The following is a 24,904-nucleotide window of genomic DNA, read 5'->3' on the forward strand; positions in this document are numbered from 1 at the left end:
CAGATTTTCGCTGATTTTTTCGAAGTGCGGGGCGGCATATCATCGGGCTTTCCACTTTCCAATCGGCCCATTTCATGGACTACCTGCTGACGCTTGCCGCCGACCCCGCCGTCTGGGCCGCGCTCCTGACGCTCGTCGTGATGGAAGTCGTGCTCGGCATCGACAACCTGATCTTCATCTCGATCCTCAGCAACAAGCTGCCCGAGGCGCAGCGCGCCCGCACGCAGCGCCTCGGCATCGCGCTCGCGCTGGTGATGCGCCTGGCGCTGCTCGGCAGCGTCGCGTGGATCGCGAGCCTGACCGAACCCGTGTTCACGCTGTTCGACCATGCGTTCTCGTGGCGCGACATGATCCTGCTGTCGGGCGGCCTGTTCCTCGTGTGGAAGGCGACCACCGAGATCCATCACCACGTGTCGCACGACGGCGGCGGCGAGGGCGGGGCGGGCGGCGCGGCCGGGCTGACGGTGTGGGCCGCCATCGGCCAGATCGTGATGCTCGACATCGTGTTCTCGATCGACAGCATCGTGACGGCGATCGGCATGACCGAGCACATCCCGATCATGTTCGTCGCGGTGATCGTCGCCGTGACCGTGATGCTGTTCGCCGCGCAGCCGCTCGCACGCTTCATCGACCGCAACCCGACCATCGTGATGCTGGCGCTGTCGTTCCTGGTCGTGATCGGCATGACGCTGATCGCCGAAGGTTTCGGTTCGCACGTGCCGAAGGGGTACATCTACGCGGCGATGGCGTTCTCGGCGTTCGTCGAGGGCATGAACATGCTGGCGCGGCGCGCGAAGGCGAAGCGCGCGGCGCAAGTCGATGGCGACTGAGTCGCCGCGCGTGACGCCGGCTGCCGCGGCTGCCGGCGCGCGCGCTGCATACGGAATCCGGACGAGATTCGCACGGAAAGGAGAAACGCGATGAAATGCCCTGTCTGCAAGACGCCCGACCTGCTGATGGCCGAGCGCCAGTCGATCGAGATCGACTACTGTCCGACGTGCCGCGGCGTATGGCTCGACCGCGGCGAGCTCGACAAGCTGATCGCCCGCGAAACCGGCGACGCGCCGGCTCGCCGCGCCGATCCGCCGGCACGGCACGCCGCATCGGCGCAGCACGGTCGCGACGATGGCTGGGGGCGCGACGGCCGCTCGCGCGACGAGCGTTACCGGCACGACGGCCAGCGTCGCAAGAAGTCGGTGTTCGACCTGTTCGATTTCGATTGAATCCGGATCCGGCGTGCCTGCACGCACGCCGGGCCGCCGATCAACAAAGAAGCCCCGCCCGGCATCGCGCCGGGCGGGGCTTCTTTCATGCGTGCCGCGACACGTCGCGACTCACGCCGACGCTTACGCGTGGCCGGCCGTCACGTCGATACGGCGCGGGCGCGTTTCCTCGCGGCGCGGAATCGTCAGCGTCAGCACGCCGTCGCGCAGGTTCGCGTCGATCCGTGACGTGTCGAGGTCGGGACTCAGCACGAACGAGCGCGCATAGCGGGTCGCGCGCACTTCCGCGTGCCGCACGCGCAGGTCGGCCGGCGTGTCGATGTGCGTGTCCGCTTCGATCGTCAGCGTGTTGTCGTGCACCTTCACGTCGAGGTTCTCGCGCGGCACGCCGGGCAGGTCGGCCCGCAGCGTGACGCCGCGAGGGGTCTCGACGATGTCGACGTTCGGCGTGATCGCGGGCCGGCGCGCGGCCTCGGCGGCGGCAGGATGAACGGGTTTCGTTTGGCGTTCGGCCAGGGTCGGGTTCGTATACATGTCGGTATCCTGAAGATTACTGAACGGTGATCGCACGCGGCTTCGAGGCTTCGCGCCGGCCGACGCGAATCAGCAGGCAGCCGTTTTCGTAGCGCGCGGTGACCTGGTCGGGATCCGCGTCGCGCGGCAGCTCGACGACGCGGCGGAAGGCGCCGTGAAAACGCTCCTGCGCGTAGGTCCGCACGTCTTCGCCTTCGATGCCCGGCGCCGGCTTGCGCTCGCCGCTGACGGTCAGCAGGTCCTTGTCGATCGATACGTCGAAGTCGCCCGCGGCCATGCCGGGTGCGAACGCGACGATCTCGATCGCATCGTCGGTGGCGCCGACGTTGAGTGCCGGGAACGTGCCGTGCCGCACCGCGCGGATGCCGGTCGGGCGTTCGCCGAGCAGGTTCGCCACTTGCCGCTGCACGCGGGCGAATTCGTCGAACAGGTCGTTGCCGAAATGGATACCGCTCATGTGGGTCCTCCTGAACAGGGAACACGGGAGACGTGACGGCGCGACGCCTGCGGCGGGCGCGACGGGGGCTCCACTGGATCGAAACGGAGGCAGTGCAACGGATGAGGCACTGCCCGACGACGGGTAATTAGTGGCCGCCATCGCGCATTTCAAGAGGGAATCCGCAATCCGCGTCAATGCATGCGCACGGGATTCGATGCGACAATCGCCGCGAGCTATCCGCAGAACAACCACACGGGACAACCATGGACATTCGACGTATCGCGATCGTCGGCGCCGGCGTGATCGGCGCGAGCTGGGCGGCTTTCTATCTGACGCAGGGTTTCGACGTCGTCGCGACCGATCCGGCGCCGCAAGCCGACGCGCGGCTGCGCGACGCGCTGGCCGCGTTTCTCGGCGAGCGTGCCGCCGAACTTTCCTCGCGGTTGTCGTTCGACGCCGATCTGGTGCGCGCGCTCGACGGCGTCGACTTCGTGCAGGAGAACGGCCCGGAGCGGCTCGACCTGAAGCGTGCGCTGTACCGCCAGATGGACGACGTGCTGCCCGCGCACGTACCGATCGCATCGAGCTCGTCGGGCCTGAAGATGTCCGATATCCAGACCGCGTGCGCGAAGCATCCGGAGCGTTGCCTGATCGCGCATCCGTTCAATCCGCCGCACCTGATTCCGCTCGTCGAGCTGGTCGGCGGCGATGCGACCGGCCAGGACGTGATCGCGCGCGTGAAGGATTTCTACGACGCGCTCGGCAAGCAGACGATCGTCCTCAACAAGGAGATGACCGGCCACGTCGCGAACCGGCTCGCGGCCGCGCTGTTCCGCGAGGTGTATCACCTCGTCGGCGAAGGCGTCGTGAGTGTCGCTGATGCGGACAAGGCCGTCGCGTGGGGGCCCGGCTTGCGCTGGGGGCTGATGGGGCAGTGCCTGACCTATCACCTCGGCGGCGGCGCGGGCGGGATCGCGCACTTCCTCGAACACCTGTCGGGGCCGATCGCGAGCTGGTGGGACGACCTCGGCACGCCCTCGTTCGATCCGGAGGTCGATCGCCAACTGAACGAAGAACTGCGCGCGATCCAGGGCGAGCGTTCGATGCAGGCGCTGGCGGCCGAGCGCGACCGTTTGCTCGTCGAGCTGATCGATGCGCGGCGCCGCAGCTTCCTGCCCTGAGCGCGCGGCTTATTGCTGCGACGCGGCCTGCGGTGCGGGCGGCGCATGCGCGAGCCAGGCGGGGCTCGCGGCCTGCACGAGTTCGCGGTTGCGTGCCCGCGTCGCGGCATCCGGCGGGTAGTTGCCGTCGTTCGTCGGCAGTACGCCGTCGAGATAGGCCTGCTTGAGCTGGTCGATGACTTCCGCGCGTGTCAGGCCCTGGGCGGGCGCCGACGCGTCGGTTTGCGCAAAGGCGGGGGACAGCAGCGCGGCTGCGGCGGTCGCGACGGCGAATCGCAAGACGTTCATGGTGGGCTCCGATCAAGGGACGGGGTACCGGATGCGCGCGGCGATCGCCGTGCCTGCCGATGGGTCCCATTGTCGCGAGCGGGTGCTGCGCGGACGATGACGCGTTCCGGGCAAAGCTGTCAGGTGCGGGCGCGGCCGTGCATGCGCGCGGCGCGCCCGGTGCGCCCGGTGCGGTTACAACCCGGCCGCCGCCGCGATCAGCGTGGCTTCGAGCGCGAGCGTCGAGCGCGACGCGGCTGCCGGCCGGTCGATCACGTATTCGAGTTCGCCGAGTTCGGGCAGCCCCGCGTCGAGCCGGGCGAGTCCGGCCGGGATCACGTAGCCGGCGAACGCGCTGACGCCGAGCCCCGCGCTCGCGGCCGCGCGCAATACCGCGACGCTGCTGCTGACTACCGCGATCCGGTACGGCCGCCCGATGGCCTCGAGCGATTCGAGCACGCGGCGGCGCGACACGCTCGGCTCCGGATGCATCGCGAGCGGCAGCACGGCCTCGTGGCCGGTGAGCCGCGATTCGGGGCCGGTGCACCAGTACAGCGGTTCGCTGCGGATCACGCGGCCGCGCCGGCTGCCCGCGATACGCTTCGCGAACACCAGGTCGTGCCGGCCCTCGTCGAGCGCATCGAACAGGTCGCCCGACAGCCCGGTCGAGATCGCGAGCTCGACGTCCGGATTGCGCTGCACGAAGCTCGCGAGCGCGGCCGTCAGGTGGGCGGACGCGAAATCCTCCGACATCGCGAGCCGCACCTTGCCCGACAGCGGCGGCCCGCACACCGACGTGACGGCTTCGTCCATCAGCTCGAGGATGCGCACCGCGTAGCGGAACAGCGCGTCACCGTGCTGCGACAGGTGCACGTTGCGCGTGTCGCGTTCGAACAGCGGCCGGTCGAGCAGCTCCTCGAGGCGGCGGATGTGCTGGCTGACGGTCGACTGCGACAGGCTCACGCGCTCGGACGCGGCGGTGAAGCTGCCGGACTGGGCGACGGCGACGAAGCTGCGCAGCAGCTCGGGCGGTAACGGACGCATTGCTAAATCCACTGAATCGGTTTCGACAACTTCATAAATGGCGGGAATCGGCGGCGCTAGTATCGGATCACGCGCCAGTGCGGCCCGCAACGGGGGCACCGGCGCGTAGCCCGCGTCGTGCCGGCGGCTGCCTCGGTCAGTCTACGGCATCCGGCGTCCGGCCCGAAACCGCATCATCCCATCGACCGCCCGAGAACAGGCCCGCCAGACGGGCCGCCGGGCCGCGGCGCACCGCCGCAGGAGACAAGTCCGTGCACGGGATCGCCGTGCGGGGCCGGCTCCCGCGTGCGTCCGGCGCCCGTCACGAAGAGACTGGAGACGACTCATGATCATCTACGGAACCGCGCTGCTGGCGTTTTGCCATCTGGCCGGACTGTTTCTCGGCGACCTGCTCGGCAGCGCGATCGGCGTGAAGACCAATGTCGGCGGCGTCGGCATCGCGATGCTGCTGCTGATCTGCCTGCGCCTGTGGCTGCACCGGCGCGGCTGGCTGCCGAAGGAGACCGAGGCCGGCGTCGGTTTCTGGGGCGCGATGTACATTCCGGTCGTCGTCGCGATGGCCGCGAACCAGAACGTGGTCGCCGCGCTGAAGGGCGGTCCCGTCGCGCTGCTGGCCGCCGTCGGCGCGGTCGCGATCTGCGCATGCTGCATCGCGGTACTGGTGCGCACCGGGCGCGACGACACGGCCTTCGCGGGCGTGCCGCAATTCGAAGAACAGTAACGGAGGCCGCCATGCTGCAGATGCTCGAAAAAACCGTCGCCCACAACGGGCTCGTCGCGTCGTTCGCGCTGGTCGGCCTGATCATGTGGCTGTCGTCGATCGCGTCGCGCAAGCTGACGTTCGGCCGCGTGCACGGCTCCGCGATCGCGATCGTGATCGGTCTCGCGCTCGCGTACGTCGGCGGCGCGTTCACCGGCGGCGAAAAGGGAATCGCCGACGTGCCGCTGTTCGCGGGTGTCGGCCTGATGGGCGGCGCGATGCTGCGCGATTTCGCGATCGTCGCGACCGCGTTCGAAGTGCAGCCGACCGAGGCGCGCAAGGCCGGGCTCGTCGGCATCGTGTCGCTGCTGCTCGGCACCGTGCTGCCGTTCATCGTCGGCGCATGCATCGCGCGCGCGTTCGGCTACACCGACGCGGTCAGCATGACGACGATCGGCGCGGGCGCCGTCACCTACATCGTCGGGCCCGTCACCGGCGCGGCGATCGGCGCGAGTTCCGACGTGATCGCGCTGAGCATCGCCACCGGGCTCGTGAAGGCGATCATCGTGATGGTCGGCACGCCGGTCGCGGCCGGCTTCATGGGCCTGAAGACGCCGCGCTCCGCGATGATCTTCGGCGGCCTCGCGGGCACCGTCAGCGGCGTGAGCGCGGGGCTCGCCGCGACCGACCGCCGGCTGGTCCCGTACGGCGCGCTGGTCGCGACGTTCCATACGGGCGTCGGCTGCCTGCTCGGGCCCTCGGTGCTCTACTTCACGACCCGCGCGCTGGTCGGCGCATAGGGCCCCGCGGTGCGGCCCGCGCGCGCGGGCCGCATCCATCGCGGCGTCCTCTGAGTCGCATTCGTCAACATCATCAATCGGCGGCGGCGCCCGGCTTAGAATGCCGCTGAACCATCGAAGCGGGAGAACTGTTCATGACGGGATGGAATCACGCGCGGCAGGCGCGCGATGCACGGCTCGCGGCCGGCGCGGCTTACGCGCAGGGCAAGCGGGTCGATGCGCGCGACACCGTCGCGTTGCTCGAAGCGGTGCTGCGGCCCGGCGACCGCGTGTGCCTCGAAGGCGACAACCAGAAGCAGGCCGACCTGCTCGCGACGGCGCTCGCCGACGTCGACAGCGCGAAGATCCACGACCTGCACATGGTGCAGTCGGGCGTCGTGCTGCCCGAGCATCTCGACGTGTTCGAGCGCGGCATCGCGAAGCGCCTCGATTTCGCGTACTCGGGCCCGCAGTCGCAGCGCATCGCGAAGCTGCTGTTCGGCGGCAAGATCGCGCTCGGCGCGGTGCATACCTATCTCGAGCTGTTCGCGCGCTACTTCATCGATCTGACGCCGCAGGTCGCGCTGATCGCGGCGGTCAGCGCCGACCGTGACGGCAACCTGTACACGGGCCCGAACACCGAGGACACGCCGACCGTCGTCGAGGCCACGGCATTCAAGGACGGCATCGTGATCGCGCAGGTCGACCGCATCGTCGACAAGGTGCCGCGCGTCGACATCCCGGGCGACCGCGTGCATTTCGTCGTCGAGGCCGGCCGGCCGTTCTACGTCGAGCCGCTGTTCACTCGCGATCCGGCCGCGATCACCGAAACGCAGATCCTCACCGCGATGCTCGCGATCAAGGGCATCTACGAGCCGTACGGCATCAAGCGCCTGAACCACGGGATCGGCTTCAACACGGCCGCGATCGAGCTGCTGCTGCCGACCTACGGCGAGAAGCTCGGGCTGAAGGGCAAGGTCTGCACGCACTGGGCGCTCAATCCGCATCCGACGCTGATTCCCGCGATCGAGTCGGGCTGGGTCGAGCAGGTGCACTGCTTCGGCTCCGAAGTCGGGATGGACGACTACATCCGCGAACGGTCCGACGTGTGGTTCACGGGCCCCGACGGGTCGCTGCGCTCGAACCGCGCGTTCTGCCAGACGGCCGGCCTCTACGCGTGCGACATGTTCATCGGCTCGACGCTGCAGATCGACCTGTCCGGCCATTCGTCGACGGTCACGGCCGAGCGCATCGCCGGCTTCGGCGGCGCGCCGAACATGGGCAGCGACGCGCGCGGCCGGCGCCATCCGAGCGCGCCGTGGCTGAAGGCCGGCGCGGAAGCCGACCCCGACACGCCGGCGGCGCTCAGGCGCGGCCGCAAGCTCGTCGTGCAGATCGGCGAGACGTTCGGCGACAAGAACGTGCCGATGTTCGTCGAGAAGCTCGACGCGCTGAAGCTCGCCGACAAGCTGCAGCTCGACCTCGCGCCGATCATGGTCTACGGCGACGACGTCACGCACATCGTTACCGAGGAAGGGATCGCGAACCTGCTGATGTGTCGCGACAAGGACGAACGCGAGCACGCGATCCGCGGCGTCGCCGGTTATACGGAGATCGGCCGCGGCCGTGACCGGAAGATGGTCGAGCGGCTGCGCGAACGCGGCGTGATCCGCCGCCCGGAGGATCTCGGCATCGATCCGCTCGACGCCGACCGTCGCTGGCTCGCCGCGCGTTCGATCAAGGATCTCGTGCACTGGTCGGGCGGGCTCTATGCGCCGCCGGCGCGGTTCCGCAACTGGTGAGGAAGAGGGCATGGAACAGTTGAACTATCGCTTCACCGCGCGCGAACGCGCGAAGGGCGAGCAGGCCGCGGCGCTCGTCGGCGTGGTCGCGTCCGGCAATCTCGAGGTGCTCGTCGAGCGCGTGCTGCCGGGCAACGAATGCGAGATCGACATCCGCACCGCGGCGGTCGGTTTCGGTGCGGTATGGCAGGCCGTCGTGTCGGATTTCGTCGAACGGCGCGCGCCGGGCGGCCTGAAGCTGTCGATCAACGACGGCGGCGCGCGGCCCGACATGGTGTCGCTGCGGCTCGCGCAGGCCGTGCGCGCGATCGAGGGGGACGCACGATGAGCGACGTGATCCACGACGCACCGGCGTTCGTCGCGAACGGCGCTAGCTGGTACGAGGCGTCGGCGCGGCAGCGCATCGACGGACTGCTCGACACGGGCAGCTTCGACGAATTCCTCGGGCCGGCCGAGCGCGTGACGAGCCCGCACCTGCCGCTGTTCGACCTGCCGCAGCAGTTCGACGACGGGATGGTGGTCGGCCACGGGCGGCTCGACGGCCGGCCGGTGTTTGTCGCCGCGCAGGAAGGCCGCTTCATGGGCGGCGCGTTCGGCGAGGTGCACGGCGCGAAGCTCACCGGGCTGCTGCGCGCCGCGCGCGAAATCGGCAAGCCGGTGCTGATCCTGTTCGATACGGGCGGCGTGCGGCTGCAGGAAGCGAACGCGGGCGAGCTCGCGATCGCCGAGATCATGCGTGCGCTCGTCGACGCGCGCGCGGCCGGCGTGCCGGTGATCGGGCTGATCGGCGGGCGTGCGGGCTGCTACGGCGGCGGCGGGTTGCTCGCCGCGTGCTGTTCGGCGCTCGCGGTGTCGGAGCAGGGGCGCATCAGCGTGTCGGGCCCCGAAGTGATCGAGACCAATCGCGGCGTCGAGGAATTCGATTCGAAGGATCGCGCGCTGATCTGGCGCACGATGGGCGGCAAGCACCGGCGGCTGATCGGCGGTGCCGACCGTTACGTGGCCGACACGCCGGACGCGTTCCGCGCGGCGGCGCTCGAGCTGATCGGCCGCGCGCCGAGGTTCGATGCGGCGATGCTGCGCGCGGAACAGGCGCGCCTGGAAGCGCGTGTCGCCCGGTTCGGCGCATGCAGGGATGCGCTCGACGTGTGGCGCATGCTCGGGGCCGATCAGCCCGAGGCGATTCCCGGCATGCCCGACGACGCATTCGCCACGCTCGCCGACCAGTTACAGGAGCCGCAGCATGACGCTCGATGAAGTACTGAATTCGCTGTTTCCGAAGGACCATTCGATCGTGCGTCACGGCGGCCTGCTGACCGGCCATGCGGAACTGGCCGGTGCGCGGGTCGACGTGATCGGCGTCACCGACCGCTTGCCGTTCGGCATCGACGAAGCGCTGACGCTCGCGTCGCAGGTGCTCGACACGGTCGCGCGCGGCGGCGACACGCCGATCGTCGTGCTCGTCGACAGCGACAGCCAGCGGATGAGCAAGCGCGACGAGCTGCTCGGCCTGAACGAAGGGCTGTCGCATCTCGCGAAGTGCCTGATGCATGCCGATCTCGCCGGGCACCGGACGATCGGCGTGCTGTACGGCCACACCGCCGCCGGCGCGTTCATCGCGACCGCGCTCGCGACGCGCACGCTGCTCGCGGTGCCGGGCGCCGAGCCGGAGGTGATGGACCTGCCGTCGATGTCGCGCGTGACCAAGCTGCCGATCGACGTGCTGAAGGAGATGTCGCGTACGACGCCGGTGTTCGCGCCGGGGCTCGACAATCTCGTGAAGATGGGCGCCGTCGACGCCGTGCTCGACCCGGCCCGCGCGCTCGACGCACAGGTCGGCGAATGGCTCGGCAAACCGGCCGACCGAATCGACCGGCGCGCGTCGCGCGGCCGGCCGGTCGCGACCGACGTCGCGCAGCGCGTCGAGGCACTCGCGCGTGCCGCGCGCTGAGCTGCCGCTGCGCCGCCACACGCTCGTCACGCTGACGGCGGCCGGGTGGGACGCGGCGTTCGCGCGCGACCGCGCGCTCGCGGGCGATCCGCTCGTGCGCGCATGGGCGGACGCGGCTGGCCGCTGATCGTGCGCCGCGCGTCGCCGGATGAAGCCGGCGCCGGCCGCGTGCCGCTCGGCATGCCGCTGCCGCCGGCGGCGGGCAAGCGGCGTATCGCGCTGAACGTCGCCGCCGACGCGCTCGCGACGGTCGGCCCGCTGCCCGCGCTGGCCGACGTGCTCGGCGCCGCGCCCGACGCATGGCACGTACCGCTGCGCGCGCTCGACGCGCTCGGCGCGCGCAGCGGCGTGCAGGGGCGCGTGTTCGGCAGCCTCGCGTGGCAGGCACTGACGGGCGAGCCGTACCTGGGCCCGTCGTCCGACCTCGACATCGTGTTTCCGCTGCCGGATGCCACGTCGCTCCGGCCGTTGCTCGACGGTCTCGCGGCGATCGACGCGCACGCGCCGATGCGCATCGACGGCGAACTGCTGCGCGCCGACGGCGCGGGCGTCAACTGGCGCGAACTGCATGCGCGGCGCCCCGAAGTCGCGGTCAAGACCGCGGTCGCCGTCGAATTGATGGCGGCCGACGCATTCGCCGGAGGCGCGCGATGAGCGCATGGGCTGCCTGCCGCGTAGCGGCGCCGTCGGATGCCGAGCGCATCGCCGCGCTGGCCGAGCGCAGCCTCGTGCTCGAGATCGAGACTTATCCGAAGCCGGGTCTCGTCAGCCATGTCGACACCGGCAGTCACACCGACATGGATGCCGCGACGTTCGCGCGCAGCGCCGCGGTGCTGCGGCCGTACTTCGCGGCACTCGCCGACGCGGGCGCACGCGACGCGGACATGGCGGTGCTGCGCAAGATCGGCCTGCGTGCCGAACACGCGATGCTCGCCGCGACCGGCGGCGTCAATACGCATCGCGGCGCGATCTTCGGGCTCGGGCTGCTGTGCGCGGCCGCGGGCCGGCGCGCGGTGCCGGGCGCGGTGCCTAACGGGACGACGCTCGGCGCGTTCGTCTCCGGCCGCTGGGGTGCCGACATCCTCGGCGGCCCGCGTTTGCCCGACAGCCATGGCGAGCGGGCGAGCCGCCGCTACGGAGTCGGCGGCGCGCGTCGCGAAGCGGCTGACGGCTTCCCGACCGTGTACGCGGTCGGGTTGCCCGCGCTGCGCCGCGCGCGGCGCGACCTGCCCGGCGATCCGGAAGCCGCGCGCGTTGACGCGTGCTTTGCGCTGATCGCCGCGCTCGACGACACGAATCTGTTGCACCGGGGCGGGCAGCACGGCCTCGATTTCGCGCGGGCGACCGCCCGTGCGTTCGTCGCACGCGGCGGCGTGCGGGCGCGTGACTGGCGGCTGCGCGCGGCCGCCGCGCACCGTGCGTTCGTCGCACGCCGATTGAGCCCGGGCGGCGCGGCCGACCTGCTCGCGATGAGCGTATTCGTCGATGCGCTCGACGCCGACGGGCACCCGCGATGACGCTGGCCATCCTCTGTTCGGGGCAGGGCGCGCAGCGCGCCGACATGTTCGACCTGACGGGCGCCGCGCCGCAGGCCGACGCCGTGTTCGCCCATGCCGGCCGGCTCCTTGGCGACGATCCGCGCGCGTGGGTCCGGCAGGCCGGGCCGGACGCGTTGCGCGAGAACCGCGCCGCGCAGATCCTCTGCACGACCCAGGCGCTCGCGGCCGCCGCGCTGCTCGATACGGCGTGGCCGCGCCGGCGCTGCGTCGCCGGCTACAGCGTCGGCGAGGTCGGTTCGTGGAGCGTCGCGGGGATGATCGAGCCGCATGACGCGCTCGACCTGGCCGACGCGCGCGCGCGCGCGATGGATGCGGCGAGGGGCGACGACGAGCGGATGGTGTTCGTGCGCGGCCTGACGCGCGCGCGGCTCGCGTCGTTGTGCGACGGCCGCGATGCGGCCATCGCGATCGCGAATCCCGGCGACGCGTTCGTCGTCGCGGGGCGCCAGGCCGACGTCGATGCGGTGGCCGACGATGCGGCGCGCGCCGGCGCATTGCGCGTCGCACCGGTCTGCGTGCGGATCGCGTCGCATACGCGCCGGCTCGCGGCGGCCGTGCCGGTGTTTCGCACGGCGCTTGCCGCGACGCACGTCCGGCGGCCGCTGCCCGGCACGCGGCTGTTTTCCGGGATCGACGGGGCGTCGGTGCTCGACGTCGACGCGGGCCTCGACAAGCTCGCGCGGCAGATCGCGGAGCCGGTCGAGTGGGCGGCCTGTCTCGCCGCCTGCGTCGAGGCCGGTGCGACGGCGTTTCTCGAACTGGGCCCCGGGCGCGCGCTGGCCGAGATGGCCGGCGGCGCGTACCCGGCGTTGCCGGCGCGCAGCCTCGCGGATTTCCGTTCCGTCGACGGCGTGACGAGCTGGCTCGCGCGCGTCGCGGCCTGACCCTCGGCCCGAAAAACGGGCTGAAACACAGTCGTCGCGCCCGCGTTCCAGGCTGGGTGTTGCGCCGGCGCAGCAGCGTCGCAGCCGGTGCTTGCCACGCGAATTGGCATCGCTACAATGGCGCCCGCCATGAGACCAGCCGCCATCCTTCTCGCCGCGCTGTGCTGCGCGACGAGCGCCCACGCCAGCCAGATTCCGTCCGACGCCGCGTCGGTCGGCACCTACTTTTCGTATGACAACGCGGCGGCCGACGCGACCGTCGACCTGATCGAACAGGCGCAGCGTCGCGTGCTGCTGGCGGGCTATACGCACGTGCCGCCGGCTGTCGCGGGCGCGTTGCGCGCGGCCCGTGCGCGCGGAGTCGAGGTGCGTGTCGTGCTCGTGCGCTCGCCGCGCGCGGGCCGCTACAGCGGCGCCGGTTTTCTGAAATCCGCGGGCATCGACGTCGCGATCGATTCGCGGCATGGCGATCCGGCACCGCGCTTCGTGATCGTCGACGACAGCGTCGCGCTGACGACGCTGTCCGACGGTGCGGCCGCCCATGCGGAAACGGTGAGCGTGTTCCAGCGCGCGCCCGAACTCGCGCAATCCTATGCGCAGTCGTTCTGGCGGCTGTACCGGCAGGCCGGCGGCCTCTGACCCTTCCTTCGGCGTCGTGCACGCCGGTATGACCCTGCTTGCATCGGCGCGGCCGATGCACCATGCTCGATGACAAACGCGCCGGCGCGGGTGTCGCGCATCCGGCGCAACGGCAGGGAGCCGATCGTGACCGAATGTTTTGCCGATCGCGCCGATGCGGGCCGCCAGCTGGCCGACGCGTTGCGCGATTACGCGGGGCGGCGCGACGTCGTCGTGCTCGCGTTGCCGCGCGGCGGCGTGCCCGTCGCGTATCCGGTCGCCTGCGCGCTGCGCGCGCCGCTCGACGTGCTGGTCGTGCGCAAGCTCGGCGTGCCGTTCGATCCCGAGCTCGCGATGGGCGCGATCGCGACCGGTGGCGCGATGTATCTGCAGCGTTCGGTGATCCGCTCGATGGGCGTGTCGGACGGGCAGCTCGCCGACGTGATAGTGCGCGAGACGGCCGAGCTGCATCGCCGTGAGGCGTTGTATCGCGGCGCCGTGCCGCCGCTGCCGGTCGACGGACGCATCGCGATCGTCGTCGACGACGGCGTCGCGACCGGCGCGTCGATGCGCGTCGCGCTGCAGGCGTTGCGCGAGCGCCGCCCCGCACGCATCGTCGCGGCGGTACCGGTCGCGCCGGCGAGCGCGCGGCACGCGTTCGACGATCTGGCCGACGCCTTCGTCACGGTGTCGCAGCCGCTGCGGTTCTTCGGGATCAGCCCGTTCTACGCCCGCTTCGAGCAGACGAGCGACGACGAGGTGCGCAGGCTGCTCGACGCGGCGCGCCACTGAAGCCGCATCACGGCCGCCTGGCGCGGCGCGTGCGCGGGCGGGCCGCTTCCGCCAGCGCGAACACGCGCTGCAGCGCCGGATGGACGTCGCCGCGCCAGCGCGGCCCGGTAAACAGCCCGTAGTGATCGCAATCGTCGATGTCGACGCGATGGCGTTCGCCGGCCGTGAGGCCGCGGCACAGGTCGAGCGCCGCGTGCGTCTGGCCGGCGCCCGTGACCGCGTCGCGCGCGCCTTCGACGGTCAGCAGCGCGACGCCGCGCAGCGCGGCCGGCTCGACGCGCGTGCCGCCGACGTCCCACGTGCCGGTCGCGAGGCTCATGCGCTGGAACACGATGTCGACCGTGTCGAGGAAATAATCGGCCGGCATGTCGAGCAGCGCCGTGTATTCGAGCAGCGCCCGTCGCGCACCGGCGAGCCCGGCCATGTCGAAGCGTGACGCGGCCAGCGCGTAGGCCTCGATCAGCGTGAGGAAGCGCTGCGGATACAGCAGCGCGATCTCGCCCTGCTGCAGGTAGGTCGGGAACACGTGGCGGCCGTGCCCCGCGAAACCGGGCGGCACGATGTCGATCAGGTGGCGGCGGCACCAGTCGAGCGAGTGGGTGGCGGCGGCGGTGCCGAGTGCGCTCGGGTTCCGGCGCGCGTCGAGCGGGCCGCCGATCAGCGTGATGCTCGCGGGCGGTGCGAGGCCGCGCGCGGCACGCAGCGCGAGCGCGCCGAGCGCCGGCACGGTGGCCTGGCACACGGCGACGACGTGCAGCGGCCGGGCGTCGTGCGCGAGGCCGTCGACGAAGCCGTCGAGCAGCGCGACGTACTCGTCGAGCCCGAAGCGGCCTGCTGCAGGCGGCACGTCGCGCGCATTGCGCCAGTCGGTCACGCAGACGTCGCCGTCGGCGAGCAGCGTCTCGACGGTTTCCCGCATCATCACGGCCGCGTGCCCGGCGAGCGGCGCGCACAGCAGCACCGTGCGCCGTGCGTCGGCGCGCACGAAGCGCCGCAGGTCGCAGAACGGCGTGCGGGCGACGACGCGTTCGTCGACGGCCGGCCGCCCGATGTCGAAGCGCGGCGGCCCGGCCGACGGGCCGAGCAGCGGTTCGAACAGGTCGTCGTAGCACGACGACGCGGCGTGCGGCAGCGTGGCTGCGGGCCATGCGTCGAACGCGTGCCGCGTCGCCGCGCGCCAGGCGCGCATCCATTCCCGCTGCTGCTCGACGAGGGCATACCACATGGCGAACCTTGGGGCGGAAGGGGGCGTGAATCTTCATTATGGTCACTGTGGCCGCGCAACGGGAGCCGAAAGCGCGGCCGTCTGCTTAGCATCAAGCGTGCGGGCGCGCTGGCCGGTGCGGCGCGACACTGCTACAGTCGTCGGTCCCATCCCCCCAGAAGCGGAGCGTTTGCGATGAAGCTGATCGGCATGCTGGATTCCCCGTTCGTGCGCCGTGTCGCCATTTCGGCGAAGCTGCTCGACCTGCCGTTCGAACACCATTCGATCTCGGTGTTTCGTCATTTCGAGCAGTTCGGCACCTTCAACCCGGTCGTCAAGGCGCCGACGCTGGTGACCGACGACGGCTCGACGCTGATCGATTCGTCGCTGATCGTCGACTATCTCGATCATTGCGTCGCGCCCTAGCGGCGCCTGCTGCCCGACACCGCTGATGCGCGGTTGCGCGTGCTCGTGCCCGTCGGGTTCGCGCTGGCGGCGGCCGAAAAGACCGTCCAGGTCGTCTACGAGCAGGCGCTGCGACCGGCCGACAAGCAGCACGCGCCGTGGCTCGAGCGCGTGCTGGGCCAGCTTGAGGCCGCATACGGCGCACTGGAGCCGCTCGTCGCGGCCGCGAACGGCTGGTTAGGCGGTGCGCGCCTGCTGCAATCCGACGTGACGGTCGCGGTCGCATGGCGTTTCACGCAATTCATGGCGGCCGATTACCCGGCGCTCGCGCGGATCGATCCGGCCCGCTATCCGGCGCTGGCCGCGCATTCGGCACGGGCCGAGACGCTGCCGGCATTCGTCGAAACGCCGCTCGCGTAGGCCGAGTGCCTTGTCCGGCAAGGGTTTGCCGATTGTTCGCAACCGCTGACAAGTGACTTCGCATTCGCGCTGTTTATCCGGAAGCGGCCGGTCCCTAGAATCCACTCCATCGAATGACGCATTGCCAGATGGAGCCGATGATGAAAGCCCTGATCGAATCGAGCCTGTACCACCCGTCCGTCGTGTTGCCGCTCGCCGCGCTGACGCAGCTGATGGTCGAGCGCGATTTCAATCTCGGCCAGGTCGGATTGATCATGGCGACGCGCGGTGCCCAGGCGGCCGTGTCGCGTTCGCGCGAGCTGATCTTCTGCCGCCATTGCGAAGCGCGCGCGTGAAGGCGGCCGCATCGAAAGGATGAAAAAAACCCGGCCGGCGCAAGCCGGTCGGGCGGATCGGGTTCGATCGAGCCCCGGCTGCGGCCGGGGCTTTTTCATTGCAGGACGCTCACGCGCGTGCCGGCGTCGCGACGTCGTACATCTGCGGCGCATCGTCCTCTTCACGCAGCTTGCGCGCGAGCTGGTGCGCCTCGCGACGCGTCGCGACGGCCGGCGGCGAGCCCTTCAGCGGCTGGCGCGCGGTTTCCGCGAGCGCGACGACCGACACGATGCCGATCACGGCGGCGCCCATCATGTAATACGCGGGCATCATCAGGTTGTGCGTCACGTCGACGAGCCACGCGGTCATCAGCGGCGTCGTGCCGCCGAACAGCGATACCGACACGTTGAAGCCGATCGCGAGCGCGCCGTAGCGGATCTCGGTCGGGAACAGCGCCGGCAGCGCCGACGGCATCACGCCGGTGAAGCACGACAGCAGCACGCCGAGGATCAGCAGGCCGCCGAACACCGACGCCGTGGTGCCCGCGTGAATCAGCATCATCGACGGGATCGACAACACGAGCAGGCCGACACAGCCGGCGAGCATCACGGGCTTGCGGCCGATCTTGTCCGACAGGCGGCCGGCGTACAGCGTCATCGGCATCATCAGCACCATCACGATCAGCACGAGCACGAGGCTGTGCGATTCGTCGAAGTGCAGCGTCGACGACATGAAGCTCGGCAGGTACGACAGCACCATGTAGTCGGTCACGTTGAAGATCAGCACGAGGCCGACGCACAGCAGCAGCGCACGCCAGTTGCGCATCAGCGTCTCGCGGAACCGCGCCTTCGGCACGGCCTTGTCCTGCGCTTCGCGCTCTTCGGCCTGGCGCTTGAACGCGGGCGTTTCCTCGAGCCGCATCCGGATGTAGAGGCCGATCAGGCCGAGCGGGCCGGCGATCAGGAACGGCACGCGCCAGCCCCACGACAGCAGCGCTTCCTGCGACAGCGACGCGGTGAGCAGCGCGACGACGCCGGCGCCCATCACGTAGCCGATCAGCGTGCCGAACTCGAGGAAGCTGCCCATGAAGCCGCGGCGCTTGTCGGTCGAGAATTCGGCGATGAAGGTGGCGGCGCCGCCGTACTCGCCGCCGGTCGAGAAGCCCTGCACGAGGCGGGCGACGAGCAGCAGCACGGGCGCCATGATGCCGATCGACGCGTAGCTCGGGATCAGGCCGATCGCGAAGGTGCCGACGGCCATCATGATCATCGTCGCGGCGAGCACGCGCTGGCGGCCGATGCGATCGCCGAGCGGGCCGAACACCATGCCGCCGAGCGGGCGCACGAGGAACGCGGCCGCGAACGTGCCGAAGGTCGCGAGCAGTTGCGCGGACGGGCTGCTGGACGGGAAGAACACCTTGCCGAGCGTGACGGCGATGTAGCTGTAGACGCCGAAGTCGAACCATTCCATCGCGTTGCCGATGGCCATCGCGCTGACGGCGCGCTTGAGCAGGCTCTGGTCGACGACGGTGATGTCGTCCGCGGCGAGCGGAGCCTCGCCGGACGGCGAAGCGGTGGAAGAAGCAGCGGTCGGGCTGACGTGTGTTGCGGTCAAGGTCATGCACTCCTTTGACTGCGCCGGAACGGGCGGGCCGTCCGACACGGTTTGCCGGCGAGCGCGATGTCGGGTGCGGCGCGTCGGGGCAGACCATTAAGCGCTTACTGCACAAGGGGCAGCAAAAGGCCGTAAGGGGCTGCTTCGACGCGGGCCCGATGGGCCGTCGCGACAGTGCGCTCATGAAGAATGGGCCGCGTGATGCAGGCGGCGGATACCGGTGCGGACGAAGGGTCCGGTGTTCCGGCAACGCCCCGGAGGGGCAACGAAACGAGAAAAGCGGGCCTGTCGGGCGGGCTTTCCTGTGGGTGCAATTTCGGTCGAAAGGCCGGCCCGCAACGCGCGGACGGGTTTCTCTCGAAATCGAATAGACAGAGATTGAATGTTGAAACAGGCGACATGATAGCACGATGACGGATGATCGTGCAAATTACCGGGAGACGCCCGCCTGGCGGGGGATTCGGCGAGGCCTGCTCGGGTATGATCGGCGACGCGCGGCGGGGCCGTGCAGCGCCCGGCGACGGGGGCCGAATTCACGAGGAACCGGATGACCGAACTGATCAGGATCGCGGCGCTGTTCGCCGCTACCGCGCTGGCCGAAATCGTCGGCTGCTACCTGCCGTGGCTCGTGCTGAAGGACGGGCGTCCGGCCTGGCTGCTGGTGCCGGCCGCGCTCTCGCTCGCGCTGTTCGCGTGGCTGCTGACGCTGCACCCGAGCGCGGCCGGGCGCACTTATGCCGCGTACGGCGGCGTCTACATCGCGGTGGCGCTGGTGTGGTTGCGGGTGGTCGACGGCGTCGCGCTGACCCGCTGGGACGTGGCCGGCGCGGCGCTCGCGCTCGGCGGGATGGCCGTCATCGCGCTGCAGCCGCGCGCGTAAGCGCGGCCGCGGCGGGTATGGGCAGGCGTCAGGCCGCTTCCGCGGCGCCTTCGTCGGCGGACTTGCGCCACACGCAGGTGCCCTTGACCGACTTGTCGAGCTCGTCGAGCTGCGCCTGGTGCGCGGCGAGTTCGTCGTCGCTCGCGACCACGACGGCCAGGTCGAGCGCGGCGAGCGAGACGCGCTGGCCGTTCGCCGCGCCGCCGTCGGCGCCCGCGTCGTCGAGCATGTCGATCACGAGGCTGTCCTGGCCGCGCGTCATCGCGAGATACACCTCGGCGAGCAGCTCCGAGTCGAGCAGTGCGCCGTGCAGCGTGCGGTGCGCGTTGCTGATGCCGAAGCGGTCGCACAGCGCGTCGAGCGAGTTGCGCTTGCCTGGGAACATCTGCTTGGCCTGCACGAGCGTGTCGATCACGCCGCCGCAATGTTCGGTGAACGGCGGCAGGCCGAGCCGCGCGAATTCCGCGTCGAGAAAGCCAAGGTCGAACGGCGCGTTGTGGATGATCAGCTCGGCGTCCTTCACGAAGTCGCGGATCTGGTCGGCGACTTCCGCGAATTTCGGCTTGTCGCTGAGGAATTCGGTCGTGAGGCCGTGCACCGCCAGTGCGCCCGGATCGCTGTCGCGCTCGGGGTTCACGTAGAAATGCAGGTTGTTGCCGGTGAGCCGCCGGTTCAGCAGCTCGACGCAGCCGATTTCGATGAGGCGGTCGCCCGTGCGGGCGTTCAGGCCGGTGGTTTCGGTATCGAGAATGATCTGGCGCATGTCGGGGAAAACGAAGAAAACAGGGGGGGCGGCCGGCGTTCAGGCCGTGAGCGATTCGACGCCGCGATTGGCGAGCGCGTCCGCGCGCTCGTTTTCGGGGTGGCCCGCGTGGCCCTTGACCCAGCGCCACTCGACTTCATGCTGCGCGACGAGCGCGTCGAGCCGCTTCCACAGGTCGGCGTTCTTCACGGGTGTTTTCGCCGCGGTGACCCAGCCTTTTTTCTTCCAGCCGTGGATCCACTCGCTGATGCCTTTCTGCACGTACTGCGAGTCGGTATGGACGATCACCTGGCACGGCCGCTTCAGCGCTTCGAGCGCGGCGATCACGCCCATCAGCTCCATGCGGTTGTTGGTCGTGTTCGGCTCGCCGCCGAACAGCTCCTTCTCCTTGTCGCCGTAGCGCATCAGTGCGCCCCAGCCGCCGGGGCCGGGGTTGCCCTTGCAGGCGCCGTCGGTATAGATGTCGATGGTATCGATTGTCATGAATGTTCTTGATGGGTGGTCGGGGAGGCCGCCGGCGTCAGGCCCGGGGCGAGCACGGGCTTCTTCATCTTGATCTGGCCGACGAGGCGCATGCCGCGCACGCGCTTGACGGCCGTCACCATGTAGACGGCGCCGAAGATCGGCCACCAGCGGTCGCCGGCGGCCTCCATGAAGCCGTAGCGGGCCAGCCACTTGTCGGTGACGAGCGGCGGGCGGTAGCAGCCGAAGCGGCCGCGTTCGAGGTCGAAACCGAGCAGCTTGATCCAGTCCTTGAGCCGGATGAACGCGATCTGGTCGCGCGTGGCCGGCACGAACGGGTGGTTCGCCATGCGCCCGAACGACTGGCGCATGCCCCACAGGCTGAGCGAATTGAAGCCGGTGATCACGAGCTGGCCTTCCGGCATCAGCACGCGCTCGGCCTCGCGCAGCAGGCGGTGCGGGTCGGACGTGAATTCGAGCGTGTGCGGCATCACGATCAGGTCGACGCTCTGCGACTCGAACGGCAGGTCGAGCAGGTCGCACCAGGTCGTGCTGCGATCGGCGGGCGCATGCTCGGGTGCGTGCGCCTCGCGTGCCCACGGGTACTGGTACGGCGCGCTCGCGCCGCTCGCCGGGTCGAGCACGAGGCCGCGATACGGCATGCGGTTCTCGCGCAACGCGTCGAGCTGCGGCAAGCCGAGCTGCAGCGCGTGGAACCCGAAGACGTCGGACACGATCCGGTCGAGCTGCGCCTGCTCCCAGCCCAGCACGTAGCGGCCGGGAGGCGAGTCGGTCCAGGCGGGCCAGTCTATAATTTGACGGTCAGACATAACGATGATTGCGCGCCCATGAACGAGCTGGAATACGTGCCGGTTCCGGCATTCGAAGACAACTATATCTGGCTCGTCTCGGACGGCCGCGATGCAATCGCCGTCGATCCGGGTGAAGCCGCGCCCGTACGCCGGGTTCTTGCCGAACGAGGCTGGCGGTTGACCGCTATTTTACTCACGCACCACCACGCCGACCATGTCGGCGGTGTCGAGGCGCTGCGCGATAGCCAACCGGCCGATGCGCCGCTGGCGGTATACGGCCCCGCGGCCGAAGCGATCGGCGTGGTCACGCGGCCGCTGGCGGGCGGCGATCGCGTGACGCTCGACGCGCCGGCCGTCGCGTTCGACGTGCTCGACGTACCCGGTCATACGCGCGGCCACATCGCCTATTTCCAGGCGGCCGGGCCGCGCAACGCGGCGCCGCACGTGTTCTGCGGCGACACGCTGTTCTCGTGCGGGTGCGGCCGCCTGTTCGAAGGCACGCCCGCGCAGATGCTCGCGTCGCTCGACGCGCTCGCGGCGCTGCCGGGCGACACGCGCGTGCATTGCGCACACGAATACACGCTGTCCAATATCCGCTTCGCGCTCGCGTGCGAGCCCGGCAATGCGGCGCTCGCCGCGTGGCGCGACGAAGCGCAGGCGCTGCGCGCGCGCGGCGTGCCGACGCTGCCCACTACGATTGCTCACGAGCGTGCCGTTAACCCGTTCATGCGGGCGGACAGCGCGGCGATACGTGCCACGCTCGAGGCCGAGCTGCACGAAACAGTGCCGGATCGTCTGGCGGCATTCACGCTGATGCGCGAGTGGAAAAACCGGTTCCGATGATGATTTCCGGAGGACTCCAAAGCTCAAGCGGTGTCTGTAAAAATTGCTCCAAATGTAGGATTTCGCTGAGTTTTCGGTGTTTTTATTGACGTGAAGCACGCACTTCCGTAGTATCGCCTGCAATTTCCAGCCGTCGGAAGCCGAGATTTTCATGCGACTTATATTGAGTGCGATGGTGGTCCTGCTACTCGCCGCTTGTGCGAGCCAGGCGCCTGTCGCCAACAACGCCGCCGATTCGCAGGCGACGTCCAACTACCTCCGTAAATCAGCCACCGCCAAAGAAACTGTCGACGTCGACAAGCAATCCGTCGGCGACCTGACCAGTGCCGACTCCGATCTGTGGGGGCGCATCCGCCGCGGCTTCCAGATGCCCGACCTGCAGAGCGACCTCGTCGACATGCAGACGACCTGGTACACGCAGCGTCCGGATTACGTGCAGCGCATGACCGAGCGCTCGCAGAAGTACCTGTATCACATCGTCGAGGAGCTCGAGGCGCGTCACATGCCGACCGAGCTCGCGCTGCTGCCGTTCATCGAGTCCGCGTACAACCCGCAGGCGCTGTCGGTCGCGAAGGCGGCCGGCATGTGGCAGTTCATGCCCGGCACGGGCCGCACGTACAACCTGAAGCGCAACATGTGGCAGGACGAGCGCCGCGACGTGCTCGCGTCGACGAGCGCCGCGCTCGACTACCTGTCGCGCCTGCATGACATGTTCGGCGACTGGTATCTGGCGCTGGCCGCGTACAACTGGGGCGAGGGCAACGTGCAGCGCGCGATCGCGCGCAACCAGGCGGCCGGCCTGCCGACCGACTACCAGAACCTGCGGATGCCGAACGAGACGCGCAACTACGTGCCGAAGCTGCAGGCGGTGAAGAACATCATCGCGAGCCCGCAGCAGTATGGCCTGACGCTGCCGGACATCCCGAACCACCCGTATTTCGTGACGGTCACGACCGCGCGCGACATCGACGTCGCGGTTGCCGCGAAGCTCGCGAACCTGTCGCTCGACGAGTTCCGCTCGCTGAACCCGTCGTTCTCGAAGCCGGTGATCCTCGGGGCGACCGAGCCGCAGATCCTGCTGCCGTTCGACAACGCGTCGGCGTTCGAGAAGAACCTGAAGACCTACAACGGCCAACTGTCGACGTGGACCACCTATACGGTGAGCGAGCGCGCGCGCCCGGCCGCGATCGCCGAGAAGATCGGCGTGGACGCCGATACGCTGATGTCGGTCAACAAGATTCCGGCCGGCATGCGCCTGAAGCCGGGCTCGACGATCGTCGTGCCGCGCGGCGACGACGATGACGAGGACATCAGCGCCGACGTCGCCGAAAACGGCGCGCTCGCGATGGAACCGGACGTACCCGACACGCGCAAGATGCTGATCCGCGTGCGCCGCAAGCAGTCGATGGCGGCGATCGCCGGCCGCTACGGCGTGTCGGTCGGTCAGTTGAAGGCGTGGAACCGCACGCACCGCGATCTCGCGATGCCGGGCCAGGCGCTCGTGCTGCACGTGCCGGTCGGCCGTTCGGTGCCGGCGGAACCCGGCCCGGAGCGGATCGCGACGTCGTCCGCCGGGGCGCACATCGAGCGTGCAAGCCTCGCGGTGGGCGGCAAGTCGCACGGCGCGAAGCGCGGTGCGGCAAAGCCGGCCGCCAGGTCGGCGAAGGCGGCGCCCGCGAAGGCCGCGCCGGCCAAGGCCGCGGCACACAAGGGCAAGAAGAAGTAACGCGGCTGCCCCGCGCAGCGGGCGGCCGATCGGGTTCGCGCGATTGCGCTATCATCCGACGAAATGCGACGAAACGCCGTCACCGAGGTGACGGCGTTTTCGTTTGTGCGCGGTGCGAGGGCGCCGTTTCGGATGTCTTCATATAACGAGGGGAAGTGATGTCGTCGGTGCAGGTGAGGGTGCTCGCGCTGTTTTCGGTCGGGTATTTCGTGTCGTACGTGTTTCGCGGCGTCAATCTGGGCTTCGCGCCGTTCGTCACGCACGAGCTCGGGCTGTCGGCCGCCGACCTCGGCCTGCTGACCAGCCTCTATTTCCTCGGCTTCGCGGGCGCGCAGATTCCGGCCGGCGTGATGCTCGACCACTTCGGCCCGCGTCGCGTGACGGCCGGCATGCTGCTGTTCGCGGCGGCCGGTGCAGCCGTGTTCGGCGCCGCGCACGGCCTCGGCACGATGATGGTCGGCCGGCTGCTGATCGGCGTCGGCGTATCGGTATGTCTCGGCGCGGCGTTCAAGGCACTCGCGCAGCATTTCCCCGTCGGCCGGCTGCCGCTCGTCAACGGCCTCGTGATGGCCGTGGGCGGCCTTGGCGGCGTGATGGTCGGCTCGCCGCTGACCTGGCTGCTCGGCTGGACGAGCTGGCGCGCGATCTGTTTCGGCCTCGCGGTGCTGACGGTGGCCGTCGCGGCGTCGATCGGCTTCGGTGCGCCCGAGGCGAGGCAGGCGCGCCACCAGGGCGGCCTCGTCAGCCAGTTCAAGGGCACGTGGCACATCCTGAGCAGCCGCGCGTTCTGGAAGATCTCGTCATTCTCCGTCGTCACGCAGGGCGTGTTCTACGCGATGCAGTCGCTGTGGGTCGGGCCGTATCTGCGCGATGTCGCCGGTTTCGATGCGGCGCATGCCGCGCGCCTCGTGTCGGTGCTCGGCTTCGCGATGATGGCCGGCTGCGTCGGCTTCGGCGCGGCCGCGCGCGTGCTCGAGCGGCGCGGCGTGTCGGTCTACGCGTTCTGCGGCGTCGGCATGGCGCTGTTCGTCGCGACGCAACTGGCGATTGTCGCGCGCGTGCCGCTGCCGCCGGCCGCGCTGTGGGCGGCATACGGGATGTTTGGCGGCGTCGGCATCCTGACCTACGCGGTGATGGCCGGACACTTTCCCGCGCATCTGATCGGCCGCGCGAACACGACGCTCACGCTCGTGATCTTCCTGCTGATCTTCGCGTTCCAGATCGGCGTCGGCGCGGTGCTGTCGCACTGGCCGGCGGTCGACGGCCGTTATCCGGCGGCCGCGCACTTCACCGCGTGGGGCGTGTTGCTCGCGCTGCAGCTCGCGAGTGCGGCCTGGTACGTGTGGCCCGCGCGCGGCGCTGGCCAAGCGCACTGATCCGGCGGTACGCTGGCGGGTAGGGCGGTCCTGGAAACGGGGCCGCAGCGCGCCGCGCCGTGCGGCAGGGCGCGGCGCGCGTACGATCGGACGGCCATATCCATTGAAGATAGGGCCATTTTCAGGCTATAATTTGAAAGTTTGTGCTGATCAACCTCGCACCCTAGCGCCTACCTCTTTCATCCCGTTCATCCGCCGCACGCCGCCTGCCGGGCGATGCCGCGAAGCCTCGTGCGCCACGCGCCGGGTTCGCGACTCGACAACGCAGGCCGCGTCCAGCAAGCGACCACGCGCGCCCACGCAGCGCGGCG

At 69.8% G+C, this 24,904-nt stretch carries 27 protein-coding genes and 2 pseudogenes; 20 read left to right on the top strand and 9 right to left on the bottom strand.

The genetic code is table 11. The features are described 5' to 3' along the window. Nucleotides 1–74: 74 nt before the first annotated feature. Complete coding sequence (locus AC1VVG_RS06410) at nt 75–830, top strand: TerC family protein (protein WP_034186624.1); 756 nt, start codon at nt 75–77, stop codon at nt 828–830. 90 nt (nt 831–920) lie between these two features. Further along, on the top strand, nt 921–1,223 hold the full coding sequence (locus tag AC1VVG_RS06415; protein ID WP_124669866.1) for a TFIIB-type zinc ribbon-containing protein: 303 nt from the start codon (nt 921–923) through the stop codon (nt 1,221–1,223). A gap of 123 nt (nt 1,224–1,346) precedes the next feature. On the opposite strand, the gene AC1VVG_RS06420 is transcribed toward AC1VVG_RS06415, so the two are convergent. Both AC1VVG_RS06420 and AC1VVG_RS06425 read right to left on the bottom strand, forming a co-directional pair. Next, entirely contained in the window at nt 1,347–1,757 is a 411-nt protein-coding gene (locus AC1VVG_RS06420; protein ID WP_049033114.1) for an Hsp20/alpha crystallin family protein, read from the bottom strand. Nucleotides 1,758–1,773: 16 nt separating this feature from the next. Continuing rightward, a complete protein-coding gene (locus tag AC1VVG_RS06425) occupies nt 1,774–2,214 on the bottom strand; it encodes an Hsp20 family protein (protein WP_049033116.1) in 441 nt (146 codons plus the stop codon). A 245-nt stretch (nt 2,215–2,459) separates the two neighbouring features. Here AC1VVG_RS06425 and AC1VVG_RS06430 point away from each other — a divergent pair, with 245 nt between their 5' ends. After that, a complete protein-coding gene (locus AC1VVG_RS06430) occupies nt 2,460–3,377 on the top strand; it encodes a 3-hydroxyacyl-CoA dehydrogenase NAD-binding domain-containing protein (protein ID WP_034186628.1) in 918 nt (305 codons plus the stop codon). A gap of 9 nt (nt 3,378–3,386) precedes the next feature. On the opposite strand, the gene AC1VVG_RS06435 is transcribed toward AC1VVG_RS06430, so the two are convergent. Together AC1VVG_RS06435 and AC1VVG_RS06440 are read right to left on the bottom strand one after the other, a co-directional pair. Continuing rightward, complete coding sequence (locus tag AC1VVG_RS06435; protein ID WP_482835379.1) at nt 3,387–3,665, bottom strand: DUF4148 domain-containing protein; 279 nt, start codon at nt 3,663–3,665, stop codon at nt 3,387–3,389. A 174-nt stretch (nt 3,666–3,839) separates the two neighbouring features. Continuing rightward, a complete protein-coding gene (locus AC1VVG_RS06440) occupies nt 3,840–4,688 on the bottom strand; it encodes a LysR substrate-binding domain-containing protein (RefSeq protein ID WP_059560550.1) in 849 nt (282 codons plus the stop codon). Between the two features lie 325 nt (nt 4,689–5,013). Between AC1VVG_RS06440 and madL the strand changes: the two genes are divergently transcribed. The 11 genes and pseudogenes from madL (at nt 5,014) to AC1VVG_RS06495 (ending at nt 13,773) form a co-directional block, all read left to right on the top strand. Further along, nucleotides 5,014–5,409: a malonate transporter subunit MadL gene (gene madL, locus AC1VVG_RS06445; RefSeq protein ID WP_034186756.1), complete on the top strand. Its 396-nt coding sequence runs from the start codon at nt 5,014–5,016 to the stop codon at nt 5,407–5,409. Nucleotides 5,410–5,420: 11 nt separating this feature from the next. Further along, complete coding sequence (gene madM, locus AC1VVG_RS06450; RefSeq protein ID WP_482835380.1) at nt 5,421–6,188, top strand: malonate transporter subunit MadM; 768 nt, start codon at nt 5,421–5,423, stop codon at nt 6,186–6,188. A 134-nt stretch (nt 6,189–6,322) separates the two neighbouring features. Continuing rightward, nucleotides 6,323–7,969, top strand: a complete 1,647-nt coding sequence (gene mdcA / locus AC1VVG_RS06455) for a malonate decarboxylase subunit alpha (protein WP_034186632.1) — start codon at nt 6,323–6,325, stop codon at nt 7,967–7,969. 10 nt (nt 7,970–7,979) lie between these two features. Continuing rightward, nucleotides 7,980–8,297 carry a malonate decarboxylase acyl carrier protein gene (gene mdcC / locus AC1VVG_RS06460; protein WP_049031215.1) on the top strand — a complete coding sequence of 106 codons (318 nt, stop codon included), beginning with the start codon at nt 7,980–7,982 and terminating at the stop codon, nt 8,295–8,297. Next, nucleotides 8,294–9,226 carry a biotin-independent malonate decarboxylase subunit beta gene (locus tag AC1VVG_RS06465; RefSeq protein WP_124609544.1) on the top strand — a complete coding sequence of 311 codons (933 nt, stop codon included), beginning with the start codon at nt 8,294–8,296 and terminating at the stop codon, nt 9,224–9,226. The genes mdcC and AC1VVG_RS06465 overlap by 4 nt, the downstream gene beginning before the upstream one ends. After that, on the top strand, nt 9,213–9,920 hold the full coding sequence (gene mdcE, locus AC1VVG_RS06470) for a biotin-independent malonate decarboxylase subunit gamma (RefSeq protein WP_482835381.1): 708 nt from the start codon (nt 9,213–9,215) through the stop codon (nt 9,918–9,920). Before AC1VVG_RS06465 ends, mdcE begins: the two co-directional genes overlap by 14 nt. After that, nucleotides 9,907–10,574 (top strand): annotated as a pseudogene (mdcG, locus tag AC1VVG_RS06475) (malonate decarboxylase holo-[acyl-carrier-protein] synthase). The gene mdcE and the pseudogene mdcG overlap by 14 nt, the downstream one beginning before the upstream one ends. Next, on the top strand, nt 10,571–11,437 hold the full coding sequence (gene mdcB, locus AC1VVG_RS06480; protein WP_069705424.1) for a triphosphoribosyl-dephospho-CoA synthase MdcB: 867 nt from the start codon (nt 10,571–10,573) through the stop codon (nt 11,435–11,437). The pseudogene mdcG and the gene mdcB overlap by 4 nt, the downstream one beginning before the upstream one ends. Further along, nucleotides 11,434–12,363: an acyltransferase domain-containing protein gene (locus AC1VVG_RS06485; RefSeq protein ID WP_482835382.1), complete on the top strand. Its 930-nt coding sequence runs from the start codon at nt 11,434–11,436 to the stop codon at nt 12,361–12,363. The genes mdcB and AC1VVG_RS06485 overlap by 4 nt, the downstream gene beginning before the upstream one ends. Nucleotides 12,364–12,480: 117 nt before the next feature. Then, nucleotides 12,481–13,002 (top strand): phospholipase D-like domain-containing protein, encoded by a 522-nt coding sequence (locus tag AC1VVG_RS06490; RefSeq protein ID WP_175902415.1) that lies wholly within the window; start codon nt 12,481–12,483, stop codon nt 13,000–13,002. Between the two features lie 126 nt (nt 13,003–13,128). After that, entirely contained in the window at nt 13,129–13,773 is a 645-nt protein-coding gene (locus tag AC1VVG_RS06495; protein ID WP_404823356.1) for a phosphoribosyltransferase, read from the top strand. Between the two features lie 7 nt (nt 13,774–13,780). Here the strand turns inward: AC1VVG_RS06495 and AC1VVG_RS06500 are convergent, their stop codons facing one another. After that, nucleotides 13,781–14,998 (bottom strand): polyhydroxyalkanoate depolymerase, encoded by a 1,218-nt coding sequence (locus AC1VVG_RS06500; RefSeq protein ID WP_034186640.1) that lies wholly within the window; start codon nt 14,996–14,998, stop codon nt 13,781–13,783. Between the two features lie 174 nt (nt 14,999–15,172). On the opposite strand from AC1VVG_RS06500, the pseudogene AC1VVG_RS06505 reads away from it, so the two are divergent. Beyond that, nucleotides 15,173–15,802, top strand: a pseudogene (locus tag AC1VVG_RS06505) (glutathione S-transferase). 128 nt (nt 15,803–15,930) lie between these two features. Continuing rightward, the gene (locus AC1VVG_RS06510) at nt 15,931–16,137 is read left to right on the top strand and encodes a hypothetical protein (protein ID WP_034186642.1); all 207 of its coding nucleotides are present in this window, start codon (nt 15,931–15,933) and stop codon (nt 16,135–16,137) included. Between the two features lie 109 nt (nt 16,138–16,246). Here AC1VVG_RS06510 and proP read toward each other — a convergent pair whose 3' ends face one another. Continuing rightward, nucleotides 16,247–17,737, bottom strand: a complete 1,491-nt coding sequence (gene proP, locus AC1VVG_RS06515; RefSeq protein ID WP_034186643.1) for a glycine betaine/L-proline transporter ProP — start codon at nt 17,735–17,737, stop codon at nt 16,247–16,249. Between the two features lie 541 nt (nt 17,738–18,278). On the opposite strand from proP, the gene AC1VVG_RS06520 reads away from it, so the two are divergent. Beyond that, entirely contained in the window at nt 18,279–18,611 is a 333-nt protein-coding gene (locus AC1VVG_RS06520; protein WP_034186644.1) for a YnfA family protein, read from the top strand. Nucleotides 18,612–18,639: 28 nt separating this feature from the next. On the opposite strand, the gene dnaQ is transcribed toward AC1VVG_RS06520, so the two are convergent. The 3 genes from dnaQ to AC1VVG_RS06535 are packed head-to-tail and all read right to left on the bottom strand — an operon-like array spanning nt 18,640 to nt 20,666. Next, nucleotides 18,640–19,374 carry a DNA polymerase III subunit epsilon gene (gene dnaQ / locus AC1VVG_RS06525; RefSeq protein WP_034186645.1) on the bottom strand — a complete coding sequence of 245 codons (735 nt, stop codon included), beginning with the start codon at nt 19,372–19,374 and terminating at the stop codon, nt 18,640–18,642. A gap of 39 nt (nt 19,375–19,413) precedes the next feature. Further along, the gene (gene rnhA / locus AC1VVG_RS06530; protein WP_021163370.1) at nt 19,414–19,857 is read right to left on the bottom strand and encodes a ribonuclease HI; all 444 of its coding nucleotides are present in this window, start codon (nt 19,855–19,857) and stop codon (nt 19,414–19,416) included. Beyond that, nucleotides 19,854–20,666, bottom strand: coding sequence for a class I SAM-dependent methyltransferase (locus AC1VVG_RS06535; protein ID WP_034186646.1), 813 nt, complete (start codon nt 20,664–20,666; stop codon nt 19,854–19,856). Before AC1VVG_RS06535 ends, rnhA begins: the two co-directional genes overlap by 4 nt. 18 nt (nt 20,667–20,684) lie before the next feature. Between AC1VVG_RS06535 and gloB the strand changes: the two genes are divergently transcribed. The 3 genes from gloB to AC1VVG_RS06550 all read left to right on the top strand — a co-directional run bounded on the left by gloB (nt 20,685) and on the right by AC1VVG_RS06550 (nt 24,593). Beyond that, nucleotides 20,685–21,491 (top strand): hydroxyacylglutathione hydrolase, encoded by an 807-nt coding sequence (gene gloB, locus AC1VVG_RS06540; protein ID WP_482835383.1) that lies wholly within the window; start codon nt 20,685–20,687, stop codon nt 21,489–21,491. Nucleotides 21,492–21,642: 151 nt separating this feature from the next. Further along, a complete protein-coding gene (locus AC1VVG_RS06545; protein ID WP_034186648.1) occupies nt 21,643–23,217 on the top strand; it encodes a transglycosylase SLT domain-containing protein in 1,575 nt (524 codons plus the stop codon). Between the two features lie 158 nt (nt 23,218–23,375). Continuing rightward, a complete protein-coding gene (locus AC1VVG_RS06550) occupies nt 23,376–24,593 on the top strand; it encodes an MFS transporter (RefSeq protein WP_482835384.1) in 1,218 nt (405 codons plus the stop codon). The last annotated feature ends 311 nt before the right edge of the window (nt 24,594–24,904 follow it).

This window comes from Burkholderia sp. L-4, assembly GCF_056856535.1.